Raw genomic sequence first — 22,045 nt, forward strand, 5'->3', positions numbered from 1 at the left:
TGTTTTACCGACGTATGTACGACGGTATGGGTAGTCTCGATGAGCGTCGCTGCTCTAGAATCACCCCCACTGGTGGGTGATCGATGTTTATCTAAAGCAATTTCTTTCTGGCGATATGTCAGAAAAGTGCTTTTTTTTGAGAGAATTTTCCTCGAAGTTGATAGTCCGTACTTCTCTGGCCGTACGAAGGGCGTTTTCCTTCAACCTTTGACGAACGTCAGGCAAGACGATGTGAGCGACATCCAGTAGTCTGCTCCAACCTCGTGATGGATGAGCCCTCTGCTCATCTCGGGATTTCAATTCGGGTTATCTGGCTTCACCTTCGGCATTGCCGCTTTTTTTGGCTGTGCGCTGTTTTCGCGTGCAGCGTCATTTTCAGATGTGGGGATGTTTCCTTGGCAGTAAGTAATCTCGATATGCATGCTTTGTTCGTGCTGGGTGATTTGCGCGCGAAGCTTGTTAAACAGTTTCAGTCACGTTTCGTTTACATCACCGAACAGAACGCTGAAGGCATTTACGTTGCCGAAATCGACACCGAGTCAGCGCTGGTGGTGGACGATAAACCCGGGCTCAAACTCAAGGTTGGCGATCATTTCAGTGCCTCGGTATTGCCCAGTCGCGAAGGCGGCAAACTGGAAATCAAATTCCGCGATATCAAACTGACGGTCTACGGCCTGGGCGATTATGCCTTTGTCACCACCGCTGACGGTCATGCCATCGTGTTCAAGGAGGGTCACAACGTGGTGACGGTGTTCGCCGCCCACGAGCAGTTGCAGGAAGGCCTGACCAAAACCCTCAAGGCCGTGACCGCCAAGGCCGCCAAGTGGCGCAAGGGTGAACTGGTGACGTTCAAGGCCAGTGAGTAATGAGCCTGACCCGCGCCGACTTCCATGAGCAGAACCTCGCCAACGCTCAAGCCGAGGCCCAACGGCTATTCGGGCAGAAGACTGTGCTGCAGGGAGCCTGGCTGAATTGGGTGGCCTCGCAGATCTACGCGTTGCGCCCGGCAGCGTATGCCAGCATGGTCAGAAGAGAATTGGCGCGCTTGCAGGAAACTTCCTAAAACCAGGGCATGCCCCCTCGAAAGCGGGAACCTCTACTACAGTCAGTTGACTGACTATTCAGAGGCTTCGCGGTCTTCTGCCAGGCCATCCTGCGATTGCTGTGAACAGCACGAGGTGTAAAAGCATGAAAGGTTTTCGACGGTTGCTGGCCGCTGCCCTGGCCGCTTTCGGGTTGTTGGCGTCATCGGTGCCCGTATCGGCTGCCCAGGCGCCGATCCACTTCGCCGACCTGAATTGGGAGAGTGGCAGCCTGATCACCGATATCCTGCGCATCATTGTCGAGAAGGGCTATGGGCTGCCGACCGACACCTTGCCGGGCACCACCATCACCCTGGAAACCGCCCTGGCCAACAATGACATTCAGGTCATTGGCGAGGAATGGGCCGGGCGCAGTCCGGTCTGGGTCAAGGCGGAGGCCGAAGGCAAGGTGGCGAGTCTGGGGGATACGGTCAAGGGCGCCACCGAAGGCTGGTGGGTGCCGGAGTATGTGATCAAGGGTGACCCGGCCAGGGGCATCAAGCCGCTGGCGCCGGATCTGCGCAGTGTCACCGACCTGCCGCGCTACAAAGAGGTGTTCAAGGACCCGGAAGCCCCGACCAAGGGACGGTTCCTCAACAGCCCCATCGGCTGGACTTCGGAAGTGGTCAACAAACAGAAGCTCAAGGCGTATGGGCTGGAAGACAGCTACGTGAACTTCCGCAGTGGTTCCGGCGCGGCGCTGGACGCGGAGATCAGTTCCTCGATCCGTCGCGGCAAACCGGTGCTCTTCTATTACTGGTCACCTACGCCACTGCTGGGCCGTTTCAAGTTGATTCAACTGCAAGAGCCGCCATTCGACGCCGAAGCCTGGAAAACCCTGACCGACGCTGACAACCCCAACCCGCAACCCACCCGTTCGTTGGCCTCGAAACTGTCCATTGGCGTGTCCACGCCGTTCCAGAAGCAGTACCCGCAGATTGCCGAGTTCTTCACCAAGGTCGATCTGCCCATCGACCCTCTGAACAAGGCCCTGGCCGAGATGAGCGAGAAACACACCGCGCCGCGCCAGGCCGCCGAAGCGTTCATGAAGGCGCACCCGGATGTGTGGAAAGCCTGGCTGCCCAAGGAGGTGGCGGACAAGGTTTCCGCCGGGCTCTGAGCCGCCTCGGCGATCGCTGGCGGTGGCGTTGGTCGGGTCGAGACGACAAGTCCGTGCAGTTCAGGAAATGCCAACTAGGATGATTTTGTTCAAATCCCTTTCAAGGATTTCTGACCATGACTCTGGTGTTGGCTCAATGGCTGGTGACGATCTTCGCCGCGATCAGCCTGATGCATGTTTACTGGGCATTGGGTGGTGAGTGGGCCGCCGTGGCGGCGGTGCCGCAAGTGCCGGTGGAAGGCGGGCTGAAGTTGCGACCCGCCTTCAGACCGCGGGGCTGGATGACGCTGTTGGTGGCTGGTGCGTTGTTGCTGATTTCATTGCTGGTGTGCTTGCGCGTGGGGTGGTGGGTGCCGGCGGTGTCCCATTGGTCGCTGCAATGGCTGATCAGTGCCATCGCGATCATGATGTTCGCCCGGGCCATTGGGGATTCGGACCTGGTGGGCTTTTTCAAAGAGGTCAAGGGCTCGAAGTTTGCCCGGCTGGATACCTGGGTCTACTCGCCATTGTGCGTGGTGCTGGGGGCGGGGTTGCTGGCCGTTGCCTGGGGCTGAATCCATCGCGAGCAGGCTCGCTCCCACATTCAATCGCTGCACACACCACATCAGGCGGGACACAAATTCTGTGGGAGCGAGCCTGCTCGCGATAGCGTCAGCCCAGCCAATACAAACTCTGAACTAGCGACCGCTTTCGCTGCGGCGGCTGGAGACCTCCGCCGGCACATCATCCCCCGCCATGCGCTTGCGAAACAGCGCCGCCCTGGCCAACAGCAAGGTAGTCACCGGCACGGTAATCGCCAGCAAAATCGGAATCAGCCAGGCGTGCAGCACCGGCGCGGACTTGAGTGCCGAAAAGTAGATGATCGAGGCCAGTGCCACGCACCACGCGCCCAGGGTCGAGGCCAGCGCCGGCGGGTGCATGCGCTGGAAGTAATCCTTCATTCGCACCAGGCCGATGGCGCCGATCAGCGCAAACAGACTGCTGAGCACCAGCAGGATCGCCACCAGGATTTCCACCCACACAGACAGTGGCGCGCTCATTCGATCACCTCGCCACGCAGCAGGAATTTCGCCAGGGCAAACGAGCCGACGAAGCCGAACAGCGCAATCAGCAGCGCTGCCTCGAAGTAAGTGTCACTGGCATAGCGAATGCCCAGTGCGAGCATCATCAGCATCGCGATGATGTACAGGTAGTCCAGTGCCAGTACCCGGTCCTGGGCCGATGGTCCCTTGAACAGGCGGATGAGGGTCAGGATCATCGCCACGGAAAAGAGCAACAGGCTCAGCATAATTGCATTCGATAGCAGGGCGCTCATTCGAATATCTCCATCAACGGGCGCTCGTAGGTCGCCTTGAAGTGCTCAATGAACAGTGCTTCGTCTTCCAGATCGAAGACATGCAACAGCAAAATGCTGCGGTCCAGCGCCAGTTCAGACCAGACCGTGCCGGGCACCACGGTGCAGATCATCGACAGCGTCGCCAGGCCGTTGGCGTCGCGCAGGTCCAGCGGCACCTTGATGAACCGCGAGCGCGGTGGCCGGCGCCCGGCGTTGAGCACGCTCCAGGCCACGGCGAGGTTGGACGCCACCACATCGCGTCCGACCATCAGGAACAGGCGCAGGATCACCCCCGGCCGGCGGATGCGGATCGGCAGCGGGCGCAACTTGCGCATCATCAACGGTGCGCAGAACCCCAGCATTGCACCCAGCAACAAGTTGCCGGGACTCATCGACAGGTTCAGCACCAGCCATAACAGCCACAGCGCCAGCGACAACCACGGTGCAGGAAACAGGCGCTTCATGGTTGCACCTCCAGCATCGCGGCCCTGGCTTCCGGGCTGGGCACTGCCCGGGTACCTAGCACGGCCATCACATACTGCTGCGGGTTGTTCAAGGTGTCGGCGGCCGCCTGGGTGTAGCGCAGCAGCGGTTCGGCCTTGAAGGTCAACACAATGCTCAAGCCCAAGAGCGCGAAAATCGGCACACACTCCAGCCGCCGCAGGACCGGCGACGGTCGCTCTTGCGGCGTCCAGAAACGCTGGATGCCCAGGCGCGAAAAGGCCACCAGCGAGGCCAGCCCGGAGAGAATCAGCAACGCCAGCAGCCCCCACGCCGCGTTCGACACCGGCTCGTCACCGGCATTGCCCAGGCCCAGCGGGTTGAGCAGGGCGCTGAGCAGGCTGAGCTTGCCGATGAAGCCGGAGAGTGGCGGCATGCCGATGATCAACAGGGCGCAGGCAATGAAGCTCAAGCCGAGGAAGGCCATGGTCCAGGGAATCACCTGGCCGACCACGGCTTTGAGATCGTCGTCGAGGTTGATGCCCTTGACCGGTGCCGAAGCTTGCAGCGGTCGCGGCAGCATCTCGTTTTCATCTTCCAGCGGGATCTCGACGGCCGAGCGCGAACGTTCGATCAATTCGGCCAGCAGGAACAGCGCGCTCAGTGCCAGGGTCGAACTGACCAGATAGAACAGCGCCGCGCCGATCAGGTTGGGTTGGGCGAAACCGATGGCCGACAGCAGGATGCCCGCCGACACCAGAATGCTCAGGCTGGCCATGCGCTCCAGCCGTTGCGCGGCGAGGATCGCGATGGCCGCGCAGACGATGGTCGCCATGCCGCCGTAGATCAGCCAGTCGCCGCCGAAGTACGCCGACGCCCCGGCCTGGCCGGAGAACAGCAGGGTCCACAGGCGCAGCAGGGTGTAGACGCCGACCTTGGTCATGATCGCGAACATCGCCGCCACCGGCGCGCTCGCCGAGGAATAGGCCGGCACCAGCCAGAAGTTCAGCGGCCACATCCCGGCCTTGGCCAGGAACGCCACTGCGAGAATGCCTGCGCCGGCATGCAGCAGGCCGCGATCGGCCTGCGACACCAGCGGGATTTTCAAGGCCAGGTCGGCCATGTTCAGGGTGCCGGTAACGCCGTAGATCAGCGCCGCGCCAATCAGGAACAGGGTCGAGGCCAGCAGGTTGATCGAGATGTAGTGCAGCCCCGCCGACACCCGCGCGCGACCCGAACCGTGCAGCATCAGGCCATAGGAGGCGGCCAGCAGCACTTCAAAGAACACGAACAGGTTGAACAGGTCCGCCGTCAGGAAGGCGCCATACAGGCCCATCAACTGAATCTGGAACAGCGCATGGAAGCTCGAGCCGGCACTGTCCCAGCGCGCCATGGCGAACAGCAACGCGCTGACGCCGATGATCCCGGTCAGCACCAGCATCAGCGCCGACAGGCGATCGACCACCAGCACCAGGCCGAACGGCGACTGCCAGTTGCCCGGCAGGTAGACGCCGATGGAGCCGGGCACGCCCGTGGTTTGCGTCCATTGCAGCAGCAGGACGGAAATGCCCAGGCCCAGCAGGCTGGAGAACAGGTTTATCTTCGCTTTGAGCGGGCGATGTTTCTCGCCAAGCATCAGCATGATGGCGGCGGTCAGCAGCGGCAGCAGAATCGGGGCCACGATCAGGTGCGTCATTGCATTCATTCTTTAGGCTCCCGGCCATCCACATGGTCGGTGCCGGTCAGGCCCCGAGAGGCCAGCAAAACCACCAGAAACAGCGCGGTCATGGCAAAGCTGATCACGATCGCCGTAAGGACCAGCGCCTGCGGCAGCGGGTCGGTGTAATGCAGCAGGTCCTGCGGCACGCCGTCCTTGATGATCGGCTCCTTGCCGATGAACAGGCTGCCCATGCTGAAGATGAACAGGTTGACGCCATAGGACAGCAGGCACAGGCCCATGACCACCTGGAACGTCCGTGGCCGCAGGATCAGCCAGACGCCGGACGCGGCCAGTACGCCGATGGCGATGGCAATGACTTCTTCCATCAGACGGTCTCCTTCATGGCGACGGGTTTTGGCTGCGCAGCCGTTTTGTGACCCCGCACCGATTGGTGGGCGAGGGCGGTGAGGATCAGCAGCGTCGAGCCCACCACCACGGCGTACACGCCGATGTCAAAGAACAGCGCGCTGGCCACATGAATGTCGCCCAGCACGGGCAGGTCCAGATGCCAGGTGTGAGTGGTGAGGAATGGATACCCGACCGCCATGGCGCCCAGGCCGGTGACGGTGGCGAATAGCAGGCCGGTGCTCATCCAGCGCAGCGGTCGCAGGCTCATTTGTGCCTCGACCCACTGGGTGCCGGCGACCATGTATTGCAGGATGAACGCCACCGACATCACCAGGCCCGCGACGAAACCGCCACCCGGCTGGTTGTGCCCGCGCATGAACAGGTAAAAGGACACCACCACGGCAATCGGCAGCAGCAGGCGCACCAGCACCGCCGGCACCATCATGAAACCCAGGGCGGTGTCGCTGGCGTGGCGCGGGTTGACCAGGTCAGTAACCACGTCGGGCGCCAGCAGGCGTTGTTGCGCCGGCAGTTGCAGGCTTTCTTTCGGTGGGCGGAAACGCCGCAGCAAGGCGAACACGGTCAGGGCCACGGCCACCAGCACGGTGATTTCGCCCAGGGTGTCGAAGCCGCGGAAGTCCACCAGCATCACGTTGACCACATTGCTGCCGCCGCCTTCGGGCAGGGCACGACTGAGGTAGAACGAGGAAATGTCGTTGGGTGTCTGCCGGGTCAGCATCGCATAGGCCAGCAACGCCATGCCGCCGCCGACCACGGTCGACAGCAGCAAGTCACGGATACGGCGGATGCGCGCCTTGCGCAGGCTGCTCGGCAAGGGCGCGACTTCTTCGATCCGTCGAGGCAGCCAGCGCAGGCCCAGCAGGATCAGCACCGTGGTCACCACTTCGACCACCAGTTGCGTCAGGGCTAGGTCCGGCGCCGAGAACCAGACAAAGGTCACGCAGGTCATCAGGCCGCAGACGCTGACCATGGTCAGGGCGGCGAGACGGTGGTACTTGGCCTGCCAGGCGGCACCCAGGGCGCAGGCAATGGCCAGCAGCCAGAGGATGACGAACACGATCGAGCCGGGAATCTTCGGCCGGTCGCCCCAGTGCAGGCTGCTGTGCAGCATCGGGATCAAGCCGGCCAGCACCGCGGCGAGCACCATCAGGAACAACTGGGCCTGCAGGCGTTTGGTACTGATCCGTCGTTCCAGGCGCCGGGCCAGGCGCATTTTGATCACCAGGATGCGCTCGAACAGGCGCTTGCCGTTGAACCGGCCAATCAGCGGCGGGTAGCGGAAGCGTCCGCGCTTGAGCTGATTACGCAGCAGCAGATACACCACGATGCCGCCGGACATGGCGATCAGGCTCATGATCATCGGTGCATTCCAGCCGTGCCAGATTGCCAGGCTGTACTCCGGCAAGGTGCCGCCCACCACCGGCAGCGCGGCAGCGGCGAGCAGCGGGCCCACCACCTGGGCCGGGAAAATGCCCACCACCAGGCAGGTGAACACCAGCAGCTCGACTGGCGCGCGCATCCAGCGTGGCGGTTCGTGCGGGGTGTGGGGCAGGTCGGTGGCGGTCGGGCCGAAGAACACGTCCACGGTGAACCGCAGGGAGTAGGCGACGCTGAAGGTCCCGGCGATGGTCGCGACGATCGGCAGGGTCATCTCGACCCAGGCTGTGGCGTTGATGAACACGGTTTCGGCGAAGAACATCTCTTTGGAGAGGAAGCCGTTGAGCAATGGCACGCCGGCCATGGAGGCACTGGCGACCATGGCCAGGGTCGCGGTGAACGGAATCAGCTTGAACAGGCCGTTGAGCCGGCGAATGTCGCGGGTGCCGCTTTCGTGGTCGATGATCCCGGCGGCCATGAACAGCGAGGCCTTGAAGGTGGCATGGTTGAGGATGTGAAACACCGCTGCCACGGCCGCCAGTGGACTGTTCAGGCCCAGCAGCAGGGTGATCAGGCCCAGGTGGCTGATGGTCGAGTAGGCCAGCAGACCCTTGAGGTCGTTCTGGAACATCGCGCAATAGGCACCGAGCAACAGGGTGCAGGCCCCGGCCCCGCTGACGATGTAGAACCATTCTTCGCTGCCGGACAGCGACGGCCACAGCCGTGCCAGCAGAAACACCCCGGCCTTGACCATGGTCGCCGAGTGCAGATAGGCCGACACCGGTGTCGGCGCCGCCATGGCGTGGGGCAGCCAGAAGTGGAAGGGGAATTGCGCGCTTTTGCTCAGCGCGCCGATCAGGATCAGGGGGAGCAGGATGGGGTAGAGGGCATGTGCGCGTATCAGATCGCCGGCGGCCAGGACCTTGTCCAGGTCATAGCTGCCGACCACATGGCCAAGCAGCATGACCCCCGCCAGCAGGCACAGACCGCCAGCGCCGGTGACCATCAGCGCCATATAGGCTCCGCGCCGGGCATCGGCCCGGTGATGCCAGTAGCCGATCAGCAGGAACGAAAAGAGGCTGGTCAGCTCCCAGAAAAACACGATCTGGATCAGGTTGCCGGAGATCACCAGTCCGAGCATGGCGCCCATGAACGCCAGGAAAAACGCAAAGAAGCGCGGCACCGGATCGTCCGGCGACATGTAGTAACGGGCGTACAGGGACACCAGCGTGCCGATGCCCAGTACCAGCATCGAGAACAGCCAGGCGAAACCGTCCATGCGCAGGACGAAGTTCAGGCCCAGGCTGGGCAGCCAGAAGAACTCTTCACGGATCACGCCGCCATGGGCGATTTGCGGGTACAGGAACGCGACCTGAAGGGTGCCGATCAAGGCCACCAGGCCAGCCAGGAGGGATTCGGTATTACGCGCGTTGTGTGGCAGCACGGCTGCCAGACAGCTGCCTATGAAAGGCAGAAGCAGTAGAACTATCAGGGACATAGGCTTCTAATCTGCGGAAGTTTGTGAAGCATCATACGTGCCAGCTCCCGGATCACCAAACGCCAAGCTGTCGCAGAATCCTACAAGGTAGACGGAAAAAGCCCGTTTTTCATTGTTTCAGAGAAAGGTGTTTGACCAGTCTGACGCCTTCGCGAGCCTGCTCGCGAAGGCGATTTATCAAACGCCACAGATTTCAGCGTTTAACCTTGAGTCTCGCGCTCCAGGGCTTCTTCAGGCGTAGCGACCTTACCCTTGGTCTTCAGCTCGCTGACAATCACCGCCGCGACGATCAACCCCGCCCCCAGTAGCGCAATCGCGGGCAAGCGTTCCCCGGCAATCCGCCCGACAATCCCGGCCCACACCGGCTCGCCGGCATAAATCAGCGTGGCGCGGGTGGGCGAAACACTCTTCTGTGCCCAGTTCATCGCCACCTGAATCGCGGCACTGGCCATGCCCAGGCCCAGGGCACTGCACAGCAGCAGCCAGGAGAAGTCCGGAATCCGTTCCTGGGTCGGGACCACCATCAGGAACGACAGCAGGGATGTGACGGCCAGTTGCACCACGGTCACCCGCTTCACATCGACCTGGCCGGCATAGGTGCTGATCAGAATGATTTCCGCCGCAATGGCAATGGCGCTGATCAAGGTCGCGATTTCACCGGGGCTGAAGTGGAACGAAGCCCCGGCCGGGCCCGACAGCAGCATCAGGCCAGTGAAGGCCAGCATGATGCCGATGCTCGGCATCAGCCCTGGACGACGCCCCAATACCAGCCATTGCAGCAAGGGCACGAAGGGCACGTAAAGCGCGGTGATGAACGCCGACTGGCTGCTGGGAATGCTTTGCAACCCGACCGTCTGCAGGCCGTAACCGAGCATGATCGCCACGCCGATGAAGGCGCCGGCCTTGAATTCGAAAAACGTCAGGTCGCGCAGGGTGCGCCAGGAGAAGAGGGCCACGATGCTTGCGGCGGCGGCAAAGCGCAGGCCGACGAAAAACATCGGCCCGCTGACGGTCATCGCATGCTGAACCAGCAAAAAGGTCCCGCCCCAGACCATGGTGATCAGCACCAGCACGCACTCGGCCTTGCTGAGCCGCAGGAAACGGGAGGGAGCTTGAGGAGCGTTCGGCGACGTCATGATCTTGCGCACTACCTGAGGGGGACGCACAATGCGCCCGAAGTTGGGCAGTATACTGCGCAACACCACCAAGTGAGCAATATAGTGCACAAAGATTCCACGCCCCGGGCTTCGGTCCTGCAGCACGTCAGCCAGAATATCCGACGCCTGCGCCATGCCGCCGACATGAGCCAGACCGCCCTGGCGGAAAAGTCCGGTGTCAGCCGCCGCATGCTGGTGGCCATCGAAGCCGGCGAAAAGAACGTCAGCCTGACCACCCTCGATCGCGTGGCCGAAGCACTGGACGTGGCGTTCAGCGACCTGATCCAGGCCCCCGACGCCCGCGATCACAGCCGCATCAATGAACTGGCCTGGGCAGGGACGATCCCCGGTAGCAAGGCGGTATTGCTGGCCAAGGCCAACGCCACCCGCGAAGTCGAACTCTGGGAATGGCGCCTCGAACCGGGCGAGCATTATCCGTCGGAACCGGATGCCGATGGCTGGAGCGAACAGTTCTACGTCTTCGAAGGCTGCCTGACCCTGATGGTCGGTGATGTGCCGCATCGTATCGGCGCCGGCGAGTTCTTCATGTTCGCCAGCAACCAGCCGCATTCCTATCGCAACGAGGGGCCGGTGGCGGTGCGTTTTGTGCGCAACGTGGTGATCTGAACTGTTTGCCCATCAACACTGGATAAACATTTTGCTGTTCTCAAGTTGTGAGGTTTTCTCGGTTATTCGTTTAACTGATTGAAAAATAAGTAATTAAATTTTCGGCACGACTCCTGCAAAAGCTCTGGTGCACTCACCCAGAACCTGGAGTCGGCCCATGACAGCCTCAGCCCAACCCACTCATACCGCCCATGTGATCCGCTCGGACGCCGAGGCGATTGCCGTCGCACACAAGCTCGCCGCGCGTTTCGCCGTCGAGGCCAGCGTACGGGATCGCGAGCGACGCCTGCCCGTCGCCGAACTCGACGAGTTCTCCGCCAGCGGCCTCTGGGGCATCACCGTGCCAAAAGCCTACGGTGGTGCCGGCGTCTCCTATGTGACCGTGGCCGAAGTGATCAAGATCATTTCTGCCGCCGATTCGTCCCTCGGCCAGATCCCGCAAAACCACCTCGGCGTGCTCGACATCCTGCTGCAAACCGCCAGCGAAGAGCAGAAGCGCTACTACTTCGACAAAGTGCTGAAGGGCTACCGTTTCGGCAATGCCTTCTCCGAATCCAAAAGCAAAAACGCCGGCGCCTTCGAAACCCGGATTCGTTTCAACGATGACAGTGCGCAAATCGATGGCGAGAAGTTCTACTGCACCGGCGCGCTGTTCGCGCACATCGTGCCGGCAGTGGCGGTCAACGAGCAGAATCAGGCGTTCATCGCCTTCATCGAGCGTGATAACCCCGGCTTGAGCGTGATCGACAGCTGGGACGGTTTTGGCCAGCGCACCACCGCCAGCGGCGGTGTGACCCTGAACGCGGTGAAGGTTCCGCTCAGCGCAGTGATCCCGGCCCATAAAGCCTTCGACGAACCCACCGCCGACGGCCCGATCTCGCAAATCATCCAGGCGGCCGTAGACACCGGCATCGCCGTCGGCGCCCTGGAAGAAACCAAACGCTACGCCCGTGAGGCGCGACCCTGGATCGACAGCGGCCAGGATCACGGCTGGCAGGACCCGTTCAGCATCGCCGCCATCGGCGACCTCGAATGGCGCGTGCATGGCACGGAAGCGATCCTGAAAAAAGCCGGCCAGGCCATCGATGCCGCGCTGCTCGACGCCAATGAAGACACCGTGGCCCACGCATCGGTGGTGGTGGCCCAGGCCAAAGTGTTGTCCGCCGAGATCGCCTTGCTCGCCAGCAGCAAGCTGTTCGAGTTGGCGGGAACCCGTTCGGTGCTCGGCAAATACAACCTCGATCGCCACTGGCGCAACGCCCGGACCCACACCCTGCACGATCCGGCGCGCTGGAAATACCACCTGATCGGCAACTACCTGCTCAACGGCGTGAAACCTGCGCGTCACGCCTGGAACTGAGGAGCTCAGCATGAACGCCTTGACCCAACCGATTGCTACCGAACAACCCTTGTCCAACAGTCAGCACGACCTGCACAACGCCCGCAGCCTGCTCGAGGCCACCCTGCGTTTCGTCCGCACGCAGGCCCAACCCTGGGCCGGCAGCGGCTTGGCCAACGCCAGCGAAGATCCTTACGTGATCAGTCGTTTCGGCGACGTGCAGATCCGCATCGAAGTCGCTGCCGCACTGCTCGAACGCGCCGAAGACTTTGTGAACAGCCATGAAGACGCCACCGAAACAAGCATCGCCATTGCCGAAGCGCACTTGGCCAGCGCCGAAGCCCTGAGCACCGCGAGCAATGCTGAATTCGAATTCACCGGTCAACGCACCGCGCTGCCCGGTTCGCTGCACGACCCGTTGCGCTGGAAGCTCCAGGTCATCGGCAACTTCCGCCTCAATGGCATTCATCCCCCAAGTTCTCCAATCTCCGCAAAGGGAGCCGTTTGATGGCCCGTGAAATTCGTCTCAACGCCTTTGACATGAACTGTGTCGGCCACCAGTCGCCGGGATTGTGGGCGCACCCACGGGACCGCTCATGGCAGTACAAGGACCTGGAGTACTGGACCGACCTGGCGAAAATCCTCGAGCGCGGCAAGTTCGACGGTTTGTTCATCGCCGACGTGCTGGGCATTTATGACGTGTACAACGGCAATGGCGACGCGGCGATTCGCCAGGCCGCCCAAGTGCCGGTCAACGATCCGCTGCAACTGATCCCGCCGATGGCGCTGGTGACCGAGCATCTGGGCTTTGGCCTGACCGCGTCGCTGTCATTCGAGCATCCGTATCCGTTTGCCCGCCGCCTGTCGACCCTCGATCACCTGACCAAGGGGCGCGCGGGCTGGAACATCGTCACGTCGTACCTGGAGAGCGGCGCGAAGAACCTCGGGCAGAAATCCCAGACCGAACACGACGCCCGTTACGACTACGCCGAGGAATACCTGGAGGTTTGCTACAAACTGTGGGAAGGCAGCTGGGAAGAGGGCGCCATCCTGCGCGATCGTGCGCGCCGGGTGTTCAGCGATCCGAGCAAGATCCATGAAATCCGGCACGTCGGCAAACACTTCCAGGTGCCGGGTATTCATCTCTGCGAACCCTCGCCGCAAAGGACCCCGGTGCTGTATCAGGCCGGCGCCTCGAGCCGTGGCAAACAATTCGCCGCTGAACATGCCGAGTGCGTGTTCGTCGCCGCACCGTCGAAAGTGCTGCTGAAGAAAACCGTTGCCGATATCCGCCGGCGTGCGGCAGAGGCTGGGCGCGATCCGAAGAAGATCCTGATTTTCAACCTGCAGACGGTGATCCTCGGCGAGACCGACGCCAAGGCCAAGGCCAAATTCGAAGAGTACAAGACCTGGGTCAGTTACGAAGGCGCCATGGCCTTGATTTCCGGCTGGACCGGCATCGATTTCAGCCAGTTCAAACCCGATGAACCGCTCAAGCATGTGCACACCAACGCCATTCAATCTGCGGTGGAGGCGTTCTCCAGTGCCGACCCGAACAAAGTCTGGACCCCCAACGAACTGGCCGACTGGGTCGGCATCGGCGGCTTTGGACCGTTGTTCGTCGGCAGCCCGGAAACCGTGGCCGACCTGTTGCAGGAGTGGGTCGAGGAGACAGACGTCGACGGGTTCAACCTGGCGTACGCGCTGACCCACGAAACCTTCATCGATGCCGTGGAATTGCTGGTGCCCGAGTTGCAGAAACGCGGGGTCTACAAGACCGAATACGCACCCGGCACCTTGCGCGAGAAGCTGTTTGGTGAAGGGCCGCGATTGTCCGAGATCCATCCAGGCAGTGGCTATCGCGATCTGGCGGCGTTGCGTCAGCAGGAGAAAAAAGTCGTGTCTGCCTAGCGCCCGAGCACGCCACCTATCCCCTGTGGGAGCGAGCCTGCTCGCGATGAGGCCGGCACAGCCAACACCGATGTCACTTGGCAGGACGCCATCGCTGGCAGGCCAGCGCCCACAAGTTGCTGCGTCGTGTACAGAGGTTGTGGTCACCGAGGAACCTGGGGGAGCGAGCCTGCTCGCGATGAGGCCGGCACAGCCAACACCGATGTCACCCGGAAGGACGCCATCGCCGGCAAGCCAGCGCCCACAAGTTGCTGCGTCGTGTACAGAGGTTGTGGTCACCGAGGAACCTGTGGGAGCGAGCCTGCTCGCGATGAGGCCGGCACAGCCAACATCGATGCCACTTGGCAGGACGTCATCGCCGGCAAGCCGGCTCCCACAAGGACAGTGTTGTTTTAGAGATTGCGTTAATTCTTCAGCCCAGCGGACCACCGCACGCTTTTGCCCATGACAGAGAGGTCAACCCATGAGCGTGCACGAACTCAAACGTCCGCCGATTGCGGACACCACGGAGTGGCGGGTCAATGCGCCCCAGGCCCTGGAGCATTTGCGTCACTGGGCGCAGGTCAACCCCTTGCAGCCGGCCTTGCGGCACAAACGGCACGGACAGTGGTTCATCTGGCGCTGGATCGACGTCTTGCGGGATGTCGAACGTCTGGCCGATGGCCTGCGTCGGCAAGGAATCGATGAGGACTCGCGGCTGGCCGTCAGCGGGGCCTTCGAACCGAACCTGTTACTGCTGGCCCTGGCCACCCGACAGGTGGGCGGTGAGGTGCTGGCCGTTGCGGACAACCTCGATGCGCAGGCGCTGCATAACGTTCTGTGGCGCGCGCTTCCCACTCACGCCTTTGTGTCGGGCCGGCAGACGCAGCAACTCTGGCTCAAGCAGGGCCAGTCACTCCTCGACTTCGACCGGTTGCTTGGCCCGGTGGAAACCCCGCAACGCCTGCGCCTGGGGGTATTCGGCGCGCAATGGTGGAGCGAAGAGGGCACCGAGTGGCAGGCCGGCCTGACGGTGTTGTTCGAGCAATGGTTGACCCGTGGCCACACCCTGGCCTTCCCGGAAAGCCCCGGCAGTGCCAGCCGCGACCGTCGCGAAGTGGCACCGTCGGGCTTGCTGCTGTCCGCCGGGCGTTTGCACGTGCTGGCCGCTGAGATCGACAGCCGTCTCGCCCCGCCGGGCACCTGGCGCCGACGTCTGTGCGACTGGGCCATTGCCCATCCGGAAAAAGGTCCGCAACGCCTGATCAAGCACCGCGTTCGCCGTCTGCTGGGCTTTCACAACCTGCACTTCATCTGGCAAGCCACGCGCAGCGCCGGGTCTCCAACCGAGCCGACCTGGCTCGCTGAATTCAAACGGGACATCGCATGAGCTCGACCGATTCCATTCTGCAAGTCAGCGGCATTTCCCTGTCCTTCAAAGGCGTCAAGGCGATCAACGAGCTCTCGTTCGACGTTCGCCGTGGCGAGATCTGCGCCTTGATCGGCCCTAACGGCGCGGGCAAGAGTTCATTGCTCAATGTGCTGAACGGCGTCTATCGCTTCGATGCCGGTTCGATCGTGTTTGAACAGCAACCGTTCAAACGTATCGACCCTTTGAGCGCCGCCCGCCGGGGCATTGGCCGCACGTTTCAGAACAACGCGCTGTTCAAGAAAATGAGCGTGATCGACAACCTGCTCACCGGCCTGTCGCGGCATCTGCGCAGCAGCTTCATCGAGCAGGCGTTGGGCCTGCCGCGAGCCCGCCGTGAAGCGCAACAGTTCCGCCAGCAGGCACAGGGCGTTCTCGAGTTCCTCGAACTGCAGGCCCAGCGCGATGTGCCGGTGGGCAATCTGTCCTACGGCCTGCAAAAACGCGTGGAGCTGGGCCGTGCCTTGATTGCCGGCCCAAGCCTGTTGCTGCTCGACGAACCGCTGGCCGGGATGAACGCCGAGGAAAAACAGGAAATGGCCCGGTTCATCGCCGATATCAACCGTGAGCTTGGCACCACCGTGGTGTTGATCGAGCACGACATGAGCGTAGTGATGGGCCTGTCCGACCATGTGGTGGTGCTCGATTACGGGCGCAAGGTCGGCGATGGCACGCCCGCCGAAGTGCAGGCCAACCCCGAGGTGATCGCGGCGTATCTGGGAGTGGTGCACTGATGACGTTTTTCTTCGAAACCCTGCTCGGCGGCTTGCTCGCCGGGACCCTGTATTCGCTGGTCGCCATCGGCTTCGTGCTGATCTACAAGGCCAGCGGTGTGTTCAATTTCGCCCAGGGCGCCATGCTGCTGTTCGCCGCGCTGACCTTCGTCAGCCTGCACGATCAAGGTGTGCCGTTCGCCCTGGCGCTGGCGTTGACGGTGGTGGTGATGATCATCGGCGCGCTGTTGATCGAACGGCTGGTGCTGCGGCCGCTGGTCAATCGCTCGCAGATCACCCTGTTCATGGCCACGCTCGGACTGTCGTTCATCATCGAAGGCCTGGCCCAGGGCCTGATGGGCTCGCAGGTGCGGGCGCTGGATCTGGGCATCGATGATGTGCCGCTGTTTATCGGCGCGATGATGGTCAGCCAGTTCGACCTGATCGCCGCCGCTGCCGCCATTGTGCTGGTGACGGTGCTGGCGCTGTTGTTCAACAAGACCCGCATCGGCATCTCGCTGCGTGCGGTGGCGGATGACACCACCGCCGCGCTGTCGATCGGCATCAACCTCAACCGCATCTGGCAGATCGTCTGGGCGGTGGCCGGGGTCGTCGGGCTGGTGGCCGGGTTGCTCTGGGGCGCGCGACAAGGGGTGCAGTTTTCCCTGTCGCTGGTGGTGCTCAAGGCCTTGCCGGTGTTGATCATCGGCGGCTTCACCTCGATTGGCGGGGCGATTGTCGGCGGGCTGATTGTCGGTGCGGCGGAAAACCTCGCCGAGGTCTACATCGGCCCGCTGATCGGCGGCGGCATCACCCCGTGGTTCGCTTACTTCCTGGCCCTGGCCTTCCTCTACCTGCGTCCCGCCGGCCTGTTCGGCGAGCGCGCCATCGAGCGAGTCTGACCCCATGTCGATTTCCCTTACCCGCGAAACCGCACCGGCGGTACTGGTCCAGCGACGCCTGCCATTGGGTCTGATAGGCCTGCTGTTGATCGCGTTTGTCGTCGTGCCGCTGACCGGCAACGACTATTGGCTGAACGCCATTTTGATTCCGTTTCTGGTGCTGTCCCTGGCCGGGCTCGGCTTGAACCTGCTCACCGGCTACACCGGGCAGACTTCCGTGGGCGCGGCCGGGTTCATGGCGGTCGGTGCCTTTGCCACTTACGGGTTTCTCCTGCGTTTGCCTGAGGCGGGTCTGCCCGTGGCCTTACTCGGTGGCGGTTTGATCAGTGCCTTGGTGGGCTTCGTCTTCGGCCTGCCAAGTTCGCGCATCAAGGGTTTCTACCTGATGGTCTGCACGCTGGCGGCGCAGTTTTTCCTGGAGTGGCTGTTCGTCAAATTCCCCTGGTTCTACAACTACGGCTCCTCGGGAACGATCACCGCGCCGAGACTGGCGCTGTTCGGCCATGACCTGAACACACCGCTGGGGCGCTACCTGTTGACCCTGAGCACCGTGCTGCTGTTGACCTGGGTCGCGCTGAACCTGGTGAAAAGCCAGATCGGCCGCAACTGGATGGCCATCCGTGACATGGACACCGCCGCTGCCGTGATCGGCATTCCCGTGGCGCGCTACAAACACCTGGCGTTCGCCGTCAGCTCGTTCTACCTCGGCATTGCCGGCGCGTTGTGGGCCTTCGCCTACCTGGGCACGGCCAGTGCCAGCAGCTTCGATATCAATCGGTCGTTCCAGATCCTGTTCATCATCATTATCGGTGGCATGGGCAGCATTGCCGGCAACTTCGTCGGCGCGGCGTTCATCAGCCTGTTGCCGATCCTGCTCAGCCACGCCGGGCAAGCCTTGCTCGGGGGCGCGGTGGACGCCGGGCAACTGCAGAACCTGCAAAAAATCATCTTCGGCGTGTTGATCATCCTGTTTCTGATCAAGGAACCGGAAGGCCTGATCCGCCTGCTAAGCAACCTTCGTGAACGGCTGAGCCATTGGCCGCTGCGCTTCTGAATCCCACCCCTTAATTAGAGAGACAACATGCGTGCATCCTTGAAACGTTCCCTGATCGGCGCCGCGCTGACGCTGGCGGTTTTCGGCAGTGCAGTACCGGCGGCCATGGCCTCGCCGGACCAGCAGTTCTTCCCGTTGGCCACTTACCGGGTCGGCGCCTACGCCTCCAGCGGCGTGCAGGTGTGGGCCGGGATGATTGATTACCTGAACTACATCAACGAGGTGGAAGGCGGCATCAACGGGGTCAAACTGGTCTGGCAGGAATGCGAAACCGAGTGGACGGCAGAGAAGGGCATCGAGTGCTACGAGCGCTTCAAGAAAGGCCTGGATGGCGCGCCCGTGGCGGTCTATCAGCCAAACGGCGCCCCGGCGGCCTACGCCCTGAGCGAGCGGGCGGAAGTCGACAAAATCCCGTTGATCACCCTGGGCTACGGCCGCACCGAAGCCACCGACGGCACGGTGTTCCCCTATAACTTCCCTGTGATGCTGACCTTCTACAGCGAGGCGTCGAGCCTGATCAATTACATCGCCCAGCGTGAAGGCGGGTTCGACAAGCTCAAGGGCAAGAAGATCGCCACGGTCTACCACGACTCGGCCTACGGTCGCGAAACCCTTGGCCCGTTGAAGTTGCTGGCCGAGAAGTACGGCTTCGAAAACATCCAGATTCCGGTGGCCGATCCGGGCAACGAGCAATCGGCGCAATGGCGGCAGATCCGTCAACTCAACCCGGACTGGGTGTTCCTGCGCACCTGGGGGGTGTCGACGCCCGTCGCGGTCAAGACCGCCGCGCGTTTCGGCTTCCCGGTGGACCACATCGTCGGCGACATCTGGGCCAGTTCCAGCGAAGACGTGCTGCCCGCCGGCGCTGCCGCCAAGGGTTATCTGGCGCTGACGCCATACCCGGCCGGCACGGATTTCGAGATTCATAAACGCCTCAAGCAATACATCCTCGACAAGGGCAAGAGCGACCTCAAGGACCTGAAGAATTTCGGCAGCGTCTACTACAACTCCGGGCTGGTGAACGCGGCGGTGGCGGTGGAGGCGATTCGCACCGCCCAGGGCAAATTCGGCAAGCGCCCGCTCAACGGCGAAGAAGGGCGCTGGGGCCTGGAACACTTGAACATCGATGATGCGCGGCTCAAGGACATGGGCTACTTCGGCCTGATGCAGAACCTCAAACTGTCCTGCAAGGATCACGAGGGCGGTGGTTCGGCGCGGGTCCAGCAGTGGGACGGCGCCAACTGGACGCTGATCAGCGACTGGATCGCCGCCGACCGCGCGCTGCTGCGGCCGTTGATCGACGAAAAGTCCGCCGCGTTCGCCAAGGAAAAAGGCCTGACGCCACGCACCTGCACCGGAGATGAATAAGCCATGAACCAGGCCGCCAGCGACATTGCCGTCCCTGACCTGTTGCGGGTCAACGACATCGAAGTGATCTACGACGGCGCGATCCTGGCCGTCGCCGGGGTATCGCTGACCGTGCCCAAGGGTGGCATCGTCGCCTTGCTCGGGGCCAACGGCGCGGGCAAAAGCACCACGCTCAAGGCGATTTCCGGGTTGGTGCGCGCGGAGCGGGCGCAGGTCAGCCGCGGCAGCATCGAGTTTCTGGGGCACGATACCGCAGGCGTCGACCCGAGCCTTTGGGTACGCCAAGGCATGGTGCATGTGCTGGAGGGCCGCCACGTGTTCGCGCAGTTGACGGTCGAGGACAATCTGCGCAGCGGCGGCTTTGTCCGTGGTCTCAGCCGCCAGGACATGGCTCGGGATCTGGAGCGCATCTACAGCTGGTTTCCCCGCCTGAAAACCAAGCGCAAGACCCAGGCCGGGCTGACGTCCGGCGGCGAGCAGCAGATGGTCGCCATCGGCCGGGCCTTGATGACGCGTCCTACTTTGGTACTGCTCGATGAACCGTCCATGGGTTTGGCGCCTATTATCGTCCAGGAGATTTTCGAGATCGTCGCCCAGCTCAATCGCGAGGCGCAGGTGAGTTTCCTGATTGCCGAGCAAAATATTAACGTTGCGCTCAAGTACGCCTCACAGGCCTGTGTTCTCGACACCGGCCGGGTGGTGTTGTCCGGCAGCGCCGAAACCCTGCGTACGCGGGACGATCTGCACGACTTCTATCTAGGCAAACATTGATCAGCGAGAACGCCATGAGCGAAACCCCAAGCGGGCAGGCGACCGACGCCATCCGCCACGCAGACATCCTGATCATCGGCGGCGGCCTCAGCGGCGCGATGCTGGCGGCGCAACTGTTGCGCCTGCCGGGCAAGCGCCGGGTGCTGGTGATCGAACCCCGCGCCGAGCTCGGTCGCGGCGAGGCCTACAGCGCCGTGGAGCTGGGCCATACCCTCAACGGCAACGCGGCACGCATGAGTGTCGACCCGGATAATGCCGACGACCTGACCCAATGGCTGACCGACTACATCGCCGTCGGTGGCTGGCCGGAATCGGACGAGCAACATGTGCCGATCAGCGAATTGTTCCCGCCTCGGGGCCTGTTCGGTCTGTACGTGCAACAACGCCTGGCCGAAGCACAAGCGGTGGGCGCGTTGAACGGTTCAACGGTGGAACATGTGCGGGCCGAGGTGGTGGATCTGCAAACCGATGCGGATTCGGTGCGGTTGACCTTGAGCGATGGCCAGCGCTTGCAGGGCGCTTTCGCGGTGCTGGCCACCGGAATGTTCCCGGCTGCGCGCACGCCGCAGACCGAATCCAGCGGCTTGAATGCGGCGGCGCTCGATCCTTGGGATGTGGCGGCCATGGGACAACTCGATCCGTATTCGACGGTCCTGATCATCGGCTCGGGCCTGACCATGGTCGATGCCGTGGTGTCGTTGGAACAGGCGGGGCATCGCGGGCCGATCGAGGTGTTTTCCCGGCACGGCCTGCTGCCCCATGTGCGACGCCAGCCACCGGCCTGGGTCGATTTTCTGGCCGAGGACCACAGCATTCGCACGCCACGCCAGTTGGTGCGCGAACTGCGCAGGCATTGCCGCGATGCGATCGCCCAGGGCATCGATTGGCAAGCACCACTGGACACGGTGCGGGCGCATATCGGCCGCTTGTGGAGTCAGGCCACCGATGCACAGCGCCGGCAATTCGTGCGGCACGTGCGCCCCTGGTGGGAAAGCCATCACCATCGCTCGCCACCCTTGAGCGCCGAACTGGTGGCGCGCCTGCACGGGGAAGGGCGGTTGCGCATCCAGGCGGCTTCGTTCAAAGGGCTTGCGCCTTCCCGGGGCGGTGAGGTGAGCATCCGCATTCGTCGCCGGGGCGAGGCTGGCACTACGGTCGTCAGCGGCGCTGCGCTGATCAACTCCAGCGGCATCGAGTATGACTGGCGACGGGTGGCTCGGCCGTTGCCACAGCAATTGCTGGCGCGGGGATTGATCCGGCCGGGGCCTCTGGCGCTGGGAATCGCCGCGCTGGCCGATGGCGCGGTGCTGGATACCGACGGCCGGCCTGCCAGCCGACTGTTCGCCATGGGCCCCCCATTGCGCGGGATGTGGTGGGAAAGCACCGCCGTGACGGACGTCGCCAGTCAGGCCAAAGCCCTGGCCGCACGACTGGCCACACCCTAAACGAAGAAACCCCGCCATGTCGGCTTTTGACCCGGGATAAAAACAGGCGGTCAGGGAAACGTTGTTCCGGAAATGGGCTAAGCGGGATGAGCTCGAAGGGCCTGGGGTACGGCGAGTGAAGAGGGGAAGAAGGAGCGCAGGGCCACGAAGCGGGGTCTGGTCTGGAAGAGGCGCAAGCCCCATCCCTTGGGGCCTGCGCCTGCGGTTGTTACGCCGTGGTATTTATACGTGTGCCGATCGAACCTGAGGTCGCTTTGGTCTGCTCGACTTCGCCCGGTTTGCTCCCGTCATGATCGCCGTCGCTATCGATTTGTACCGTCGGGGGCTTTTGGTGTTTGATGGCTGGAGTTTGTGGCAGGGTGATATGGTTCGAAGAACTTATTGCCGATGTCATGTTAATCCCCTTC

General features: G+C 62.5%; 23 protein-coding genes. 15 read left to right on the plus strand and 8 right to left on the minus strand.

Translation table 11 applies throughout. From position 1 onward, the window contains the following. Positions 1-296: 296 nt before the first annotated feature. Positions 297-422, minus strand: coding sequence for a hypothetical protein (locus ACX3YF_RS21620; protein ID WP_256590283.1), 126 nt, complete (start codon positions 420-422; stop codon positions 297-299). On the opposite strand from ACX3YF_RS21620, the gene ACX3YF_RS21625 reads away from it, so the two are divergent. The 4 genes from ACX3YF_RS21625 to ACX3YF_RS21640 all read left to right on the plus strand — a co-directional run bounded on the left by ACX3YF_RS21625 (position 396) and on the right by ACX3YF_RS21640 (position 2,756). Then, the gene (locus ACX3YF_RS21625; protein ID WP_047530027.1) at positions 396-866 is read left to right on the plus strand and encodes a hypothetical protein; all 471 of its coding nucleotides are present in this window, start codon (positions 396-398) and stop codon (positions 864-866) included. The genes ACX3YF_RS21620 and ACX3YF_RS21625 overlap by 27 nt on opposite strands. Next, entirely contained in the window at positions 866-1,063 is a 198-nt protein-coding gene (locus tag ACX3YF_RS21630) for a hypothetical protein (protein WP_458974227.1), read from the plus strand. The genes ACX3YF_RS21625 and ACX3YF_RS21630 overlap by 1 nt, the downstream gene beginning before the upstream one ends. A 125-nt stretch (positions 1,064-1,188) precedes the next feature. Beyond that, complete coding sequence (locus ACX3YF_RS21635; protein ID WP_448646827.1) at positions 1,189-2,202, plus strand: ABC transporter substrate-binding protein; 1,014 nt, start codon at positions 1,189-1,191, stop codon at positions 2,200-2,202. 116 nt (positions 2,203-2,318) lie between these two features. Next, a complete protein-coding gene (locus ACX3YF_RS21640) occupies positions 2,319-2,756 on the plus strand; it encodes a DUF3995 domain-containing protein (RefSeq protein ID WP_458974228.1) in 438 nt (145 codons plus the stop codon). Positions 2,757-2,879: 123 nt separating this feature from the next. On the opposite strand, the gene ACX3YF_RS21645 is transcribed toward ACX3YF_RS21640, so the two are convergent. From ACX3YF_RS21645 to ACX3YF_RS21675, 7 genes are all read right to left on the minus strand, one after another. Then, entirely contained in the window at positions 2,880-3,242 is a 363-nt protein-coding gene (locus tag ACX3YF_RS21645) for a Na+/H+ antiporter subunit G (RefSeq protein ID WP_130205405.1), read from the minus strand. Further along, positions 3,239-3,517 (minus strand): K+/H+ antiporter subunit F, encoded by a 279-nt coding sequence (locus ACX3YF_RS21650; protein WP_047530017.1) that lies wholly within the window; start codon positions 3,515-3,517, stop codon positions 3,239-3,241. The genes ACX3YF_RS21645 and ACX3YF_RS21650 overlap by 4 nt, the downstream gene beginning before the upstream one ends. Further along, positions 3,514-4,002, minus strand: a complete 489-nt coding sequence (locus tag ACX3YF_RS21655; RefSeq protein ID WP_130205403.1) for a Na+/H+ antiporter subunit E — start codon at positions 4,000-4,002, stop codon at positions 3,514-3,516. The genes ACX3YF_RS21650 and ACX3YF_RS21655 overlap by 4 nt, the downstream gene beginning before the upstream one ends. Continuing rightward, positions 3,999-5,684, minus strand: a complete 1,686-nt coding sequence (locus ACX3YF_RS21660) for a monovalent cation/H+ antiporter subunit D (protein ID WP_458974229.1) — start codon at positions 5,682-5,684, stop codon at positions 3,999-4,001. The genes ACX3YF_RS21655 and ACX3YF_RS21660 overlap by 4 nt, the downstream gene beginning before the upstream one ends. Further along, positions 5,681-6,025, minus strand: a complete 345-nt coding sequence (locus ACX3YF_RS21665; protein ID WP_007986256.1) for a Na+/H+ antiporter subunit C — start codon at positions 6,023-6,025, stop codon at positions 5,681-5,683. Before ACX3YF_RS21665 ends, ACX3YF_RS21660 begins: the two co-directional genes overlap by 4 nt. Next, positions 6,025-8,943, minus strand: a complete 2,919-nt coding sequence (locus ACX3YF_RS21670; RefSeq protein WP_130205400.1) for a monovalent cation/H+ antiporter subunit A — start codon at positions 8,941-8,943, stop codon at positions 6,025-6,027. Before ACX3YF_RS21670 ends, ACX3YF_RS21665 begins: the two co-directional genes overlap by 1 nt. Positions 8,944-9,143: 200 nt before the next feature. Further along, positions 9,144-10,169, minus strand: coding sequence for a DMT family transporter (locus tag ACX3YF_RS21675; protein ID WP_448646825.1), 1,026 nt, complete (start codon positions 10,167-10,169; stop codon positions 9,144-9,146). Here ACX3YF_RS21675 and ACX3YF_RS21680 point away from each other — a divergent pair. From ACX3YF_RS21680 to ACX3YF_RS21730, 11 genes are all read left to right on the plus strand, one after another. Beyond that, positions 10,164-10,727 (plus strand): helix-turn-helix domain-containing protein, encoded by a 564-nt coding sequence (locus tag ACX3YF_RS21680; protein WP_130205396.1) that lies wholly within the window; start codon positions 10,164-10,166, stop codon positions 10,725-10,727. The two genes, ACX3YF_RS21675 and ACX3YF_RS21680, sit on opposite strands and share 6 nt — an antisense overlap. Before the next feature lie 157 nt (positions 10,728-10,884). Next, the gene (locus ACX3YF_RS21685; RefSeq protein ID WP_448646824.1) at positions 10,885-12,087 is read left to right on the plus strand and encodes an SfnB family sulfur acquisition oxidoreductase; all 1,203 of its coding nucleotides are present in this window, start codon (positions 10,885-10,887) and stop codon (positions 12,085-12,087) included. 10 nt (positions 12,088-12,097) lie between these two features. Beyond that, the gene (locus tag ACX3YF_RS21690; protein ID WP_458944962.1) at positions 12,098-12,574 is read left to right on the plus strand and encodes an acyl-CoA dehydrogenase; all 477 of its coding nucleotides are present in this window, start codon (positions 12,098-12,100) and stop codon (positions 12,572-12,574) included. Beyond that, positions 12,574-13,977, plus strand: a complete 1,404-nt coding sequence (locus ACX3YF_RS21695) for an LLM class flavin-dependent oxidoreductase (RefSeq protein WP_130205390.1) — start codon at positions 12,574-12,576, stop codon at positions 13,975-13,977. The genes ACX3YF_RS21690 and ACX3YF_RS21695 overlap by 1 nt, the downstream gene beginning before the upstream one ends. A 463-nt stretch (positions 13,978-14,440) precedes the next feature. Next, positions 14,441-15,346: an AMP-binding protein gene (locus ACX3YF_RS21700; protein WP_458944963.1), complete on the plus strand. Its 906-nt coding sequence runs from the start codon at positions 14,441-14,443 to the stop codon at positions 15,344-15,346. Next, positions 15,343-16,119 (plus strand): ABC transporter ATP-binding protein, encoded by a 777-nt coding sequence (locus tag ACX3YF_RS21705; protein WP_047529991.1) that lies wholly within the window; start codon positions 15,343-15,345, stop codon positions 16,117-16,119. Before ACX3YF_RS21700 ends, ACX3YF_RS21705 begins: the two co-directional genes overlap by 4 nt. After that, positions 16,119-17,000: a branched-chain amino acid ABC transporter permease gene (locus tag ACX3YF_RS21710; protein WP_458944964.1), complete on the plus strand. Its 882-nt coding sequence runs from the start codon at positions 16,119-16,121 to the stop codon at positions 16,998-17,000. Before ACX3YF_RS21705 ends, ACX3YF_RS21710 begins: the two co-directional genes overlap by 1 nt. 4 nt (positions 17,001-17,004) lie before the next feature. Further along, a complete protein-coding gene (locus ACX3YF_RS21715; RefSeq protein ID WP_458944965.1) occupies positions 17,005-18,054 on the plus strand; it encodes a branched-chain amino acid ABC transporter permease in 1,050 nt (349 codons plus the stop codon). A gap of 27 nt (positions 18,055-18,081) precedes the next feature. Then, the gene (locus ACX3YF_RS21720; protein ID WP_130205382.1) at positions 18,082-19,422 is read left to right on the plus strand and encodes an ABC transporter substrate-binding protein; all 1,341 of its coding nucleotides are present in this window, start codon (positions 18,082-18,084) and stop codon (positions 19,420-19,422) included. Between the two features lie 3 nt (positions 19,423-19,425). After that, the gene (locus ACX3YF_RS21725; protein ID WP_458974230.1) at positions 19,426-20,193 is read left to right on the plus strand and encodes an ABC transporter ATP-binding protein; all 768 of its coding nucleotides are present in this window, start codon (positions 19,426-19,428) and stop codon (positions 20,191-20,193) included. Positions 20,194-20,207: 14 nt separating this feature from the next. Then, on the plus strand, positions 20,208-21,638 hold the full coding sequence (locus ACX3YF_RS21730) for an FAD/NAD(P)-binding protein (protein WP_458974231.1): 1,431 nt from the start codon (positions 20,208-20,210) through the stop codon (positions 21,636-21,638). The last annotated feature ends 407 nt before the right edge of the window (positions 21,639-22,045 follow it).

The organism is Pseudomonas fluorescens group sp. PF-69 (assembly GCF_054481235.1).